General features: G+C 36.2%; 11 protein-coding genes. 3 read left to right on the top strand and 8 right to left on the bottom strand.

The window, feature by feature from the left end:
- Positions 1-20 precede the first annotated feature (20 nt).
- A complete protein-coding gene (gene dprA / locus U0R11_RS12070; RefSeq protein ID WP_406751927.1) occupies positions 21-1,121 on the top strand; it encodes a DNA-processing protein DprA in 1,101 nt (366 codons plus the stop codon).
- Between the two features lies 1 nt (position 1,122).
- Here dprA and pyrE read toward each other — a convergent pair whose 3' ends face one another.
- On the bottom strand, positions 1,123-1,761 hold the full coding sequence (gene pyrE, locus U0R11_RS12065; RefSeq protein ID WP_406752013.1) for an orotate phosphoribosyltransferase: 639 nt from the start codon (positions 1,759-1,761) through the stop codon (positions 1,123-1,125).
- A 100-nt stretch (positions 1,762-1,861) separates the two neighbouring features.
- Between pyrE and U0R11_RS12060 the strand changes: the two genes are divergently transcribed.
- Complete coding sequence (locus tag U0R11_RS12060) at positions 1,862-2,557, top strand: NUDIX hydrolase (RefSeq protein ID WP_406751926.1); 696 nt, start codon at positions 1,862-1,864, stop codon at positions 2,555-2,557.
- Here U0R11_RS12060 and coaD read toward each other — a convergent pair.
- Both coaD and U0R11_RS12050 read right to left on the bottom strand, forming a co-directional pair.
- Positions 2,527-2,997, bottom strand: coding sequence for a pantetheine-phosphate adenylyltransferase (coaD, locus tag U0R11_RS12055; protein ID WP_406751925.1), 471 nt, complete (start codon positions 2,995-2,997; stop codon positions 2,527-2,529). The two genes, U0R11_RS12060 and coaD, sit on opposite strands and share 31 nt — an antisense overlap.
- Positions 2,987-3,661: a DUF3822 family protein gene (locus U0R11_RS12050; protein WP_406751924.1), complete on the bottom strand. Its 675-nt coding sequence runs from the start codon at positions 3,659-3,661 to the stop codon at positions 2,987-2,989. The genes coaD and U0R11_RS12050 overlap by 11 nt, the downstream gene beginning before the upstream one ends.
- 154 nt (positions 3,662-3,815) lie before the next feature.
- Between U0R11_RS12050 and U0R11_RS12045 the strand changes: the two genes are divergently transcribed.
- Complete coding sequence (locus U0R11_RS12045) at positions 3,816-5,429, top strand: ABC-F family ATP-binding cassette domain-containing protein (RefSeq protein WP_406751923.1); 1,614 nt, start codon at positions 3,816-3,818, stop codon at positions 5,427-5,429.
- Positions 5,430-5,622: 193 nt separating this feature from the next.
- Here U0R11_RS12045 and U0R11_RS12040 read toward each other — a convergent pair whose 3' ends face one another.
- The 5 genes from U0R11_RS12040 to U0R11_RS12020 all read right to left on the bottom strand — a co-directional run bounded on the left by U0R11_RS12040 (position 5,623) and on the right by U0R11_RS12020 (position 12,602).
- Positions 5,623-7,014 (bottom strand): Gfo/Idh/MocA family protein, encoded by a 1,392-nt coding sequence (locus U0R11_RS12040; RefSeq protein ID WP_406751922.1) that lies wholly within the window; start codon positions 7,012-7,014, stop codon positions 5,623-5,625.
- Positions 7,015-7,122: 108 nt separating this feature from the next.
- Positions 7,123-8,745 carry an NADP-dependent glyceraldehyde-3-phosphate dehydrogenase gene (locus U0R11_RS12035; RefSeq protein WP_406751921.1) on the bottom strand — a complete coding sequence of 541 codons (1,623 nt, stop codon included), beginning with the start codon at positions 8,743-8,745 and terminating at the stop codon, positions 7,123-7,125.
- 120 nt (positions 8,746-8,865) lie between these two features.
- Complete coding sequence (locus U0R11_RS12030; protein WP_406751920.1) at positions 8,866-9,054, bottom strand: hypothetical protein; 189 nt, start codon at positions 9,052-9,054, stop codon at positions 8,866-8,868.
- Positions 9,044-10,228, bottom strand: coding sequence for an MFS transporter (locus U0R11_RS12025; RefSeq protein WP_406751919.1), 1,185 nt, complete (start codon positions 10,226-10,228; stop codon positions 9,044-9,046). Before U0R11_RS12025 ends, U0R11_RS12030 begins: the two co-directional genes overlap by 11 nt.
- Position 10,229: 1 nt before the next feature.
- On the bottom strand, positions 10,230-12,602 hold the full coding sequence (locus U0R11_RS12020; protein WP_406751918.1) for an efflux RND transporter permease subunit: 2,373 nt from the start codon (positions 12,600-12,602) through the stop codon (positions 10,230-10,232).
- Positions 12,603-12,604: the final 2 nt, after the last annotated feature.

Genomic DNA, 12,604 nt, shown 5'->3' with positions numbered 1-12,604 from the left:
AATGTTTCATTTAAAGCCCGATGGAAGAAGAAAAAGTATTCCAAATTGCCCTTAGTTTAGTTCCTCAGATTGGAATCGTACATGCTCGACGATTAATCTCCTACCTTGGTTCTGCCAAACAAGTTTTCCTGTCAACTACTTCCACTTTGCAGAAAGTTCCGCATATCGGACCTATGATTGCACATGAAATCAAGTTCAATCAGGTCTTGAAAGAGGCAGAAAAGATATATTCGGATTGTCAAAAGGAGCAAATAAAGCTATTTTTTTATTTGGACGAAGGATATCCAGATCGATTAAAGCAATTATACGACGCTCCCTTATTGCTGTATTTTAAGGGGAATGTGAATTTTCAACATGATAAAGTGATGGCTTTGGTGGGGACAAGGAAAGCCACCGAATATGGTCGAGAAATGACCTATCAAATTGTGAAGGATTCTGTAGATGATGAAGTGATTTTTGTGAGTGGCTTAGCTTATGGTATCGATATCGCCTTACATCAAGCTTGCATTGAATTGAATGTCCCTACCATTGCAGTTTTGGCAGGAGGCTTTCAACGCATTTATCCCTCTTTACATATTAAATATGCCCATCAAATGATGAAAATGGGAGGTATTTTGTCAGAACATCCATTTCATCAAAAGCCCGACCCCCGATTTTTCCCTTTGCGAAACCGAATTATTGCGGGAATGTCTGATGCCACCATCGTGGTCGAAGCAGCGGAAAAGGGAGGAGCTTTAATCACTGCGGAATATGCCAATAATTATCATCGTGATGTGTTTGCGGTTCCAGGGAATTTGCAAAAAATATTTTCGGAAGGCTGCAATCGGTTGATTCTAAAAAATCAAGCGACCATTTATACGGATTGGGAGACTTGTAAAGAGCAGCTAAACTGGCAATCCAATCCAGATAAAATAGTCAAGAATAAATGCTTACTGTGGAGTAGATTGACGGATGATGAAAGTCAAATTTTATCCTTGCTACACCAAGAGAAGGTCTTGGCTTTGGATGAAATTGCTTGGAAGTTGCAGAAAGGAGTAAATCAACTGGCAATGCTCTTATTAAACTTGGAGTTCCAAGGTTTTATAAAAACATTGCCAGGACATCGCTATGGCCTAAAATGATTTATTTGCGCCATTCGCTAGGGTTAATTCGCCAATCTTGTAATGTCATTAATTGAGTTTCAGTGACGTGATTTAATTTAACGGCCTCATCAATTAAAACATCATAGTTACTTAGTGTGATACAAGGTATCCCGTGGTTTTTGAAATTATCTTCAGCAATTTGGAAACCATAGGTAAAGATGGCTACCATTCCCAAAACTTCAGCGCCTGCTTCTTGTAAGGCTGCCGCAGCTTTTAAGGAACTACCTCCTGTAGAAATTAAGTCTTCAATTAAAACTACTTTTTGACCTTTTTCAATATGCCCTTCGATCTGATTTCCCATGCCATGTTTTTTAGGCTCTGGTCGAACATAACAAAATGGAAGATCTAAATAATCGGCAACCAATGCTCCTTGTGCAATCCCAGCGGTGGCTACTCCTGCGATGATTTCTACTTCGGAAAAATAGGCTTTAACGGCAGCGGAGAGACAGTTTTTAATGTAAGTTCTGACTTCAGGGTAGGAAAGAGAAATGCGATTGTCACAATAAATTGGAGAATTCCATCCAGAAGCCCATTTAAATGGTTGATCAGGTCTTAATTGGATCGCTTTTACGCTTAATAAATGTTGGGCTACTTCTTGTGAAATGGTAAAATCAGGCATACGAATTTGTTTCAAAGATTATATGTACAAAAATAGTTTATTCAAGTTATCTTTCATTATTTAATTCTATTTTTGCCAACTTAAATTCTGAATTCAACACATGATACTGTTTATTGACGACCGTCCGATTCGCATTTACAAGGAATCTAAAAAACATGCCATTCCGGTGGGTGATGAATTTGAATTAGTGATTGATGCTCGATTACAACCAGTTCGTTTAGCGGATTTCAAAGGGCATACCTGTATTTTGAATTTGACTTTAGATCAAATGGAGAAGTTGATACATGGACTTCATCAGAAATCGGGAGCGACATTTGATTCAGTATATATCCTAGTGCAAGATATTAAACCCTTTAAGCAACGAATTTTTGGTATGTATCAATTGCTTGAAGCTGCTGGAGGTGTTGTGCTTAATTCAGACGATAAAGTGCTTTGGATGTTACGTTTAGGCAAATGGGATTTGCCGAAAGGGAAATTGGAAAAAGGAGAGAAATTTAAAAAGGCAGCTGTGAGGGAAGTGGAAGAAGAATGTAATGTAAAAGCGGTTTTAGAGCAAAAACTTTGTACAACTTATCACACCTATACCCATAAAAATCAACGTATTTTAAAGAAAACGAAATGGTATTTAATGAGTTCGATAGGGAACTCTAAATTAATTCCTCAAAAAGAGGAAAATATAGAAAAAGTAGAGTGGTTGGGAACAGCAGCTATGAATAAAGCGATGACAAATACATATAGTTCAATACGTTATGTGATTCACCGATTTCAATTACTTTGCTCTTCTTCCAAATTGTAAGGTAAATATTGGTTGATGGAGCTTCCATAACGGTGTAAATCCCGAATAATGGTAGAACTAATGGGAGCTAAATGAGGTGATGTAATTAAAAATACGGTCTCTAATTCTTCATTGATATGCCTATTTACTTGCGAAATGGAGTTTTCATATTCAAAATCCGTGGTATTTCTTAACCCTCTTATAATGAATCTAGCTCCTACCTCTTTAGCCACGGTAGCTGTTAAATTTTGATAGGTTACGACCCGAATGGGTTTTCCTTCAAATGTTTTTTCAATTGCCTCTTTCATTTTTTCCAATGAAAAATAGCGTGCCTTACTTGAATTGTGTCCTATACCGATTACGATTTCATCAAATAGAGCTAGAGCCCTTAATACGATATCTTCATGTCCTTTGGTAAAAGGATCAAAAGAACCTGGGAAAAAAGCTGTTCTATGCTTCATGTGAAAAGGTTGGGGTGTAAATCTTTAATGAACTTAATTCTTCTACCCATTTAGCATCAATTTCACCTACCCAGTATATGCTAGATGGATTCCATTTTATAAAATAACTATCTCGTATGGAATGAATATAAAAAGCGAGCTCGGTAGCCTTGGCAAAAGGGAAAATATTAGCTAATGTCAAAATGCCAGATTTCCGAAGCACCATGCAAGCTTGTTGATGATGTATCGATATGCTTAATCCATTTTCCTGAGATTGTATAATTAGGGTTTCTAAGGGATGTTGGTAGGAAATTTGGGAAAAGGGAAACCAGTAACTTAGTAAATCCTTCCACTCACTTAGAACTAAAAAAAGCAAATTGGCTGCTTCTGACGGTATTTTTTGAACTTGAATTTCTCGACCCACTAAAGCTTCTTCTCCTAAGGCTTTTTCTAAAAAACCAATTCGATAGATCGGGCTATCGTATTTTTGTGGTATTAGTAAAAAATGTGGATGACAAATATGAACTTGTAGATAAGCCACTTGGGTAGGTGAGATGCCTTTTTTCTCCCAAAAATCCTTTTGTATTTTGGATGCTTTATTCCAATCAATATGGCCTTGATGAACACCTAAGGCATCATTGAATTCCAATCCATCTTCATGAAAATACACTTGTAGCGTTTTCATGGAGTTGTCGGCATTAGCATTATTCAAATTTTCCAAAGCATTTACTTGATATAGAGGTCGAAATTGCAAAAAAAATATGGGATAGGAATAAAAATATTCATTTTTTTCTAGGTGCAAAATGAGTAATTTTGCGCCTTATTTAATTAATTACGCTATGTTACAGGTGTCGAATGTTTCCCTAAGATTTGGGAAGAGAGTGTTATTTGAAGAAGTAAATATCAAATTTACTGAAGGTAACTGTTATGGATTAATTGGTGCCAATGGAGCTGGAAAATCCACATTTTTAAAGATTCTTTCTGGTGAAATTGATTCTCAGACAGGAAGTGTCAGTATGAATCCTGGCGAGCGTATGTCGATTCTTAAACAGAATCACTTTGAATTCGAAGATTTCCCTGTTTTACAAACCGTGATCATGGGAAATAAGCGCTTGTATGATATCATGTTAGAAAAGGATGCCATCTATATGAAGGAGGACTTTACAGAAGCAGATGGAAACAAAGCGGCTGATTTAGAAGCAGAATTTGCTGAGTTAAACGGTTGGGAAGCAGAATCAGAGGCAGCTACCTTATTGAGTGGTTTAGGGATTAAAGAAGATATTCATTATTCTTTGTTAAAAGATATCAACGGATCGGAGAAGGTGAAGGTGCTATTAGCTCAAGCTTTATTCGGAAACCCGGATATATTATTGTTAGATGAACCTACCAACAACTTGGATATTGATTCTATCATGTGGTTGGAAGGATATTTACAAAATTTCAAAAATACAGTGATTGTTGTTTCTCACGACCGTCACTTTTTGGATAATGTCTGTACGCATATTGCTGACCTTGATTTTAGTAAGATTCAATTATATGGGGGAACATATACATTTTGGTATGAATCTTCTCAATTAGCTGCTAGACAACGTACTGATCAAAATAAAAAAACTGACGAGAAACGTAAGGAATTAGAAGAATTCATTCGTCGATTCTCTGCTAACGTGGCTAAATCTAAGCAAGCCACTGCACGTCAGAAAATGTTAGATAAGTTGCAAGTGGATGATATCAAACCTTCATCCCGTAAATATCCATTCATTAATTTTAAACCTGAGCGTGAAGCGGGTGATCAGTTATTGAGTGTTGACAATTTGTCATATAAAACCGAGGAAGGAATTACCTTATTTTCTAATTTGTCTTTTACCATTAATAAAGGAGATAAAGTGGCCTTTTTGGCGAAAGATTCACTAGCTATCACCGCTTTATTTGATATCTTGATGGGAGAAAGAAAAGCAAGTGCAGGAGATTTCAAATGGGGAGTAACGACTTCTCAAACTTATTTGCCTAACGATAATGCTTCCTATTTCAAAGATGATTCTTTGAATTTAGTAGATTGGTTGCGTCAATATTCTACTGAAAAAGATGAAAGTTTTATTCGTGGTTTCCTTGGACGAATGTTGTTTTCGGGCGACGAAGCCTTGAAAAAATGTACGGTAATTTCTGGAGGAGAAAAGCAACGTTGTATGTTCTCTCGAATGATGTTATCAGGAGCGAATGTCCTATTGTTTGATGAACCAACCAATCACTTGGATTTAGAATCAATTACGGCATTGAACAACGGAATGATTGAGTTCCAAGGTACTATTTTATTCACTTGTCATGACCACCAATTAACGAATACAGTGGCGAGTCGTGTCATTGAACTAGGTGCAAAATCTTGTTTGGATAAATTAATGACCTATGATGAATTCATTAGTGATAATACAGTAAAATCACAACGGGATAATTTGTAAGCTCGGTTTTGTCAACTTAGATGTCAACTTAGATTTGTCAACTTTTTAAAAGTTGACAAATCTCTAAGTCCACTAAGTTCACTAAGTTCACTAAGTCCACTAAGTTCTCTAAGTTGTTAAATTTAAATTCAAGTCATCAAAGCTATCAATCTCTTCGATAATTTTAATGTAACTTATTGATAATCAATATCTGTTATTTGGATTTTTTCACTTTCATATTCAATGCATCCCATTCTATTGGTTTCCCAATTTCCACAGAAGTGTTACATAATACCGAAGGACCAGCAGCCCTTAATCCAAAAGAAGCATCTTCAAAGACTGGTTTACCGGTTCTAATCGAATCAAAGAAATTAATAAAATGATCTAAGCGCTCATCATATCCTTGTGGGGCATTGAACTCTATTTCATCCAACACTTTCATTCTCCGATCATCAGGACTATATTTCGCATTATAATCAGCCAACATGGCATCTTGCATAGCTTTTGGAAAACTTTCTAAAGAATCATAACCTCCCATACTGGCTACTTTGGCACGTTTAAAATGCTTGATTTTTATACCGCGATTTTTTACTTCAATAACCCCTTCCGTACCTATTAACCGAGTTCCTTCTCCTCCACCTGCACCATCAGCTAAATTAACACGGGTCATGAATTGAAATGCATTATGATTTTCTGTTTTACCGTAGGTCATAAAACCAGTCAATAAATCATAGGCATCACGTCCATCTTTCCAATAATTAAGAGCCCCTTGAGCATAAATTCGTTCAGGCCCTAAGGAATTAGTTATGGTATGCAATCCTGTGACATTATGAACGAATAAATCCCCTGCAACACCTGTTCCATAGGCTTTATAATTTCTCCATCTGAAAAACCGTACAGGATCAAATGCCACTTTAGGTGCATCGCCTAAAAACATATCCCAAGATACAGTTTGCAAACTGGCATCCGTAGGAATGGAATATTGCCATGCCCCATTAGCGGAATTTCTATCAGTATACGCTTCTACATAAGTAATCTCACCTATGGTCCCTTGCTGATAATATTTACGGGCTTCTTGAAATACAACCGAGCTTGCTCGTTGAGATCCAACTTGTAAAACTTTACCACTTGCTTTTTGTGCAGCTACTACAGCTAAGCCCTCCTCTACATGATGTACCATGGGTTTTTCGCAATACACATGTTTACCTGCTTTAAGAGCGTCAATGGTGATATGGTCATGCCAATGATCACTAGTACAAACTAACACAGCATCGATATCTTTTCGGGCTAAAATCTCTTTGTAATTTCTAGTGACAAAAATATCCTTGCCCCATTTTTCCTGTGCTCGATCTAGCCTGCCTTGGTATAAATCGGCTACGGCAACTAATTCTACTCCAGGTACTTTTAGGGCAGTTGTGGCGTCATAATGACCAATGATACCAGATCCAATTAATCCTATTCGGATGGTGTCGTTTGGACTAACTTTAATCTTTTCTAATATCTGTGACAATGGTCTTTCATCAGCCCCAAGTAAAGGAATTCCTCCCAATAGGAGCGAGGTGCTAGCACTTAGCGATTGAATAAATTGTCGTCTACTTTTTTCCATGTGTTTGTAGCTTTTGTGTTTTCCAAATTACAAATTATCTGGAAATAAAAAACCCTAATCTAACCTGATAAGGAAAAATTAGGGTTTAGGAAAACATTCGAAATCTATTTATAAAATAAATCGAGTCGATAAGAAGTTAGACTGTTGATTTTCAACAATTTGATTCACAATATCTTTATTCGCTTGAGTCGCTTTAGTCGCCACTACCGTACGAATCGAGAAGGAACGTAATGCCGCTGTAACGGATAGTGTACCTTCAGCAGAATCTTTACGACCAGTGAATGGGAAGGAATCAGGACCACGTTGACATTGTGCATTGATGTTGACACGAGAAACTTGATTTACCGTTTCATCAATCAAAGCCGAAATTTGGTTCGGATCTGTTCCAAATATGGCTACTTGCTGTCCATGTGAGGATTCATGTATGTAGTCAATAGGTACATTGATATCATCAAAAGGAACCACAGGAACCACTGGTCCAAATTGCTCTTCAGACCATACTTTCATTTTCTTGTTTACTGGATACAATAAAGCAGGGAAGAATAATGATTTGGAGTTTTCTCCACCATGCTTGTTCAATACCTTAGCTCCATGTAATTTAGCATCTTCAATTAATTCCTTCAAATAGGCAGGCTTATTCGGCTCAGGAAGAGGAGTGATTTGTACCCCTGGATCCCATACCATTCCTACTTTGATAGCTTCAATCTTTTCTGCTAATCCTTTATTAAATGCATCAGCTAAGCTGCTATGTACAAAAATGATTTTGATTGCAGTACACCGCTGACCATTGAAAGACAATGAACCTAATAAACATTCATTTATCGCATTTTCCAATTGCGCACTTTCTGTCACAATGGCTGCATTTTTAGCATCTAAACCTAAAATAGCACGCAAACGATTCACCTTAGGGTGCATTTTCTTTAATTTGTCAGCTACTTTTGATGAACCAATTAACGTTAACACATCAATTTTACCCGATTCCATTAATTGAGGAATGATGGAATTTCCACGACCATACAATGTATTAATTACACCTGCAGGGAAAGATTCTCTAAATGCTTCTAGTAATGGGTAGTGTAATAATGTACCGTGTTTCGGTGGTTTGAATAAAACCGTATTACCCATAATTAAAGCTGGGATTAAGGTGGTAAAGGTTTCGTTCAATGGGTAATTAAATGGTCCCATACATAATACCACACCTAACGGGGAACGACGAACTTGACCAATGATTCCTTCTTCGATTAAAAAAGTCGAAGAATTTCTATCAATATCTTTTAAAGCTCCAATGGTATCATAAATGTATTGAACCGTTCTGTCAAATTCTTTTTGTGAATCAGTCACAGATTTTCCGATTTCCCACATCAATAATTTGACAACTTCGTCACGTTTTAATATCATCTTCTGCGTGAATCTCTCCACACATTCGATGCGTTTATCTACTGACATAGATGGCCATTCACCACGTCCATTGGAATAGGCTTTTACACCCGCATAAAGCACCTCCATGGCATCTGTAGCATCCGTGATGGGATAGGATCCAATACGTTTAGGTTCAAAACCTTTATCTGATTTGATATAAATGGGAGACCAAACATCTTGAGTTTTGCCTTTCCATTGGCGCATCTCTCCATTCACTAAATATTCTCTTTGTTCGATCGGTTTGATCAAATCATATTCTTTCGGAATTTCTCCTTCTTTTGGAAACAGTTTTTCTAATTCACTCGATTGCATAGGTTATATTTTTATGGTCGCAAATTTCAGCTATTTGAACTATTCAAAGAATTCATGGCATGTATTATTTGAATAGTAATACTATATTTTGAAATTATTATAAAAATAGCAAAATAGCTATTAGTTAATTTCTGAATTCAAGGGATACTTTCTCCTGATTCGATTAATCTGAAATCGCTTTTGATCTGTAAAACTGGTTTCATGCAATTGACTAAATTCATAAAGCCAGGTAGAAAAGAGTTCGATGTCATTGGATTTAAAAGCCAAGGCATCTATTTTTTTACTTAATAAATAGGTTTCAAATTCCATTTCTAGTCCAGTTTTTTCTAAAGCTCAATAATACAATGAATGCAATAGTAGAAAATAATCCAGCAATGAAAAAGGGGAGTGGTATCATTTGGCTTAATCCTTTATATATATAACCTGAAAAAAGAGCTCCAATTCCTATACCAATTTCTAAGGCAATATACATGGTGGCCATGGCTCTTCCCATATGATTCTTATCAGCCAAATCTGAAGTCCAAGCCGCAAGCGTTGGAGTTGAAAATCCTGCTGAAATGCCAAATAGAATGGCTGATATTACCATAGTAATTTCATTTACTGGAAATGCCAAAATAAACATTGAAACAAATAAAAAGAAACAAGAAATGATTAAAATTGGAATTCTACCATGTTTGTCAGAGCTTTTTGAAAAGAAAAAACGAATAAATATAGAAGCGACGGTGTAAATAGTAAAATATAGTCCTTTGTTATGCCAACCCACCAATTTGGTCGTGTCTGGTATTAAAGTTAATACCACTCCATATGAAAATGATATCAATACCATAATCCAAAATACTTGTATCACTTTGGGTTCAAAAACATCTTTCCAATTGATTTTGAATAGCTTCAATGAAAATTTACTTTTCATGCTTTTCGGCAATGTTTCTTCCAATTTCATTAAAATGACAATGGAGGCTAAAGCAAAAAGAGATGAAACATAAAACATGGGATCTAAGCCAATGGAATTTGCCAATCCAGAACCTATACTAGGACCGATGGACATACCTGTGGCTGTAAATATTCCTAAAGTTCCTTGCGCTTCTCCGCGTCGATGTTCCGGTATGATATCAGCCACATAGGCAGCCGTAGCAGTTGGCTTGGTACCAGTTGACATGCCATGGATAAAACGTAAGAATAGGAAAGCTTGAACAGTATGTAGCATGGGATATATACCTCCACAGATGAAACATACAATAGAACCAAATGCCATAACGGGTACACGACCAATATGGTCGGTTAGTTTTCCTGAAAATGGTCTACTAAGCCCTGCAGTTAAAGTAAACAGCGCTATAATGTACCCAATGTATTCACTGCCTCCCATAGCTGCCAAATAGTCCGGTAATTCAGGAATGATCATGGAAAAGCTTGCGGCAAATAAAAAGTTACTCGAGCATAATAACCAGAAGGGAACTGTGTAGATTTTTTCCTCTTGAATTTTCATGCTAAATCTCCTCTTCTATTAGGGTATCAACTTCTTTTTTATTTAATCCCATCAAAAAGGCTGGCAATAAAATCAGATTACATATCATGGCCATCAATAAGGTTATGGATACCAATATACCTAATGCCTGAGTTCCCTTAAAAGTAGAAGCCGTAAAAATGAAGAATCCAAAAAACAAGATCATGGCTGTGTAGAACATCGAAACACCTGTTTTTTGAATGGTTATTTGTACCGCTCTTTTGACATTTTGTTGATTTTTCAACCACTCTTCTTTGTACCGAGTTAAGAAATAAATAGTCCCATCACTGGAGATTCCAAAGGCAATGGAGAAGATAAGTATGGTACTTGGTTTTAATGCAATGTTAAAATAGCCCATCAAGCCTGCTGTAATGATCAATGGAATTAAACTAGGTAAGGTCGAAATCAATACCATTTTCCAAGACCTAAATAAAAATGCCATCAAAAGACAAATTAATACAATGGCCGTTATGGTACTTTCAATTAAATTTTTCTGCAGATATTCTGTGTTAAATGTATTGATAACCGAATTTCCGGTGACATCTGCTTGATAAGCATTTGGATTTCCCTTGGTTAATATTTCCCCAGTTTCGGGATCAGTTCTAAAAATACTATCAATTTTTGGTTGTAATAGTTGATATAATTCCTTCGTTCTGACCGTTCCTGCATCGGCCATTTGGTAAGAAATTCGGGTATACTGCTTTTCCTTATCTATGAAACCCGCAAATAGGTTACTCTTTCCAGATAAGCTCGATTGAAAGTCTTTCAATTTATTCAATTCATCAATTCCTGGAAGAGTGAAATATTTAGGGTCTCCACCTCGATAAACTTGGTACAAGTATTTGGTAGCCGTTAAAATAGAAAGACCAGCCGTAAATTCAGGGTATTTAGCCATGAGCTTTTCTGTTCTTTTCATTTTGGATAAAATTTCAGGACTTAAGGCCTTTCCTGGACTTTTTGCATCTACCGAAATTTCAAAAGGTATGATCCCATGAAAATGTTTTTCTATGAACTTTAAATCGGAGTAAATGGCATTTTCTCTGGGTAAATCATCGACAATGAATCCTATGGCTTTAATTTGTAATAGGCCATAAACAGAGATCATCAGCAATACAAGTACCGTTCCATAAATGGATTTTCTATGATTTAAAACCCAATTTTCAATTCGAATTAAGAATAAATTGACTCTTTTTGATTCAAAATGAGCTAAGTCTTTTGGACGGGGAGGAGCCAAGTAGCTGAAGAAAATCGGGATTAAAAGTAAGGACAATAAAAAAGTAATCATGACATTGATAGAAGCCACAATTCCAAATTCAACCAATAATCCAGAACCCGTGAAACTGAATACACCAAAGCCAATGGAAGTCGTTAAATTGGCTAAAAATAAGGTTCTTCCCACTTTAGAGGCACTTTCTTTCAAAGAAAAGAGCTTGTCTTGTGTCTCGATGTATGTCTCATGGTACTTGTTCAATAAGAAAATGACATTCGGTATACCTATCACCACAATCAGCGGAGGAATTAAACCAGAAAGTAGGGTGATTTTAAATCCTAAAATTACAATGGTAGCCAAGGAGGCAAGTATACCAATCAATACCACAATTAATGCGAAAAATACCACTTGTATGGATCTGAAAAAGAACAGTAAAATGAGCGAAGTAACTAGAATAGCTAAACCGAGAAATATAATCAGTTCTTTGGTTACTTGAGAAGTGTATTCCGTACGAATAAATGGCATACCTGAATAATGAATATCTCGCTTTGTTTTTAAGCGATACTCTTCTCCTAATTGTTTGATTTTTTTGACCAAGGTGATTCGACCTTTATCATTTATGGTCTTCTGGTCCAATGTAATAAGTAACAAATGAACCTTATAATCATCCGTATATAAGAAATTAGTAAAAATCGGTAAACGACTAATTTTGCTCTTTAATGTATCTAAACGATCTTGGGTAGTTGGTAAATTGGCATCCCATATGGTTCTTGTTTTGAATTTTTTATCGATACTGTCAATATAGACTTCTGGAAGATTAGATAAGGATAAAATGTTTTTAATTCCTGTTAGTTGTTTGATATCTGTACTTAGATTTTTCCAAGCATCAAATTCCACAGGAGTGAAAAGTTGGGGGTTTTCTAAACCTATCACCATCACGTTTCCATCTTCCCCATATTTCTTTTTGAAGCTTTCGTAAAGTTGAAATCGCTCATCTGTTTTGGGTAAAATTTTGGCTAATTCATAACTTAATTGAATTTGAGAAGCCTTAAAGATGAGTCCAGCTGTTAGCAGAGTTAATGCCAACATGATGATAATTTTATATTTTAAAATATTGGATCCAATCCAATCCCAGGCGTTTTTCATGT

Origin of the sequence: Aquirufa salirivi (genome assembly GCF_045310485.1) — a bacterium.
Taxonomy (GTDB): domain Bacteria; phylum Bacteroidota; class Bacteroidia; order Cytophagales; family Spirosomataceae; genus Aquirufa; species Aquirufa salirivi.
Note: the sequence above shows the minus strand (reverse complement) of the source record. Positions and strands in the feature narration are given on the sequence as shown.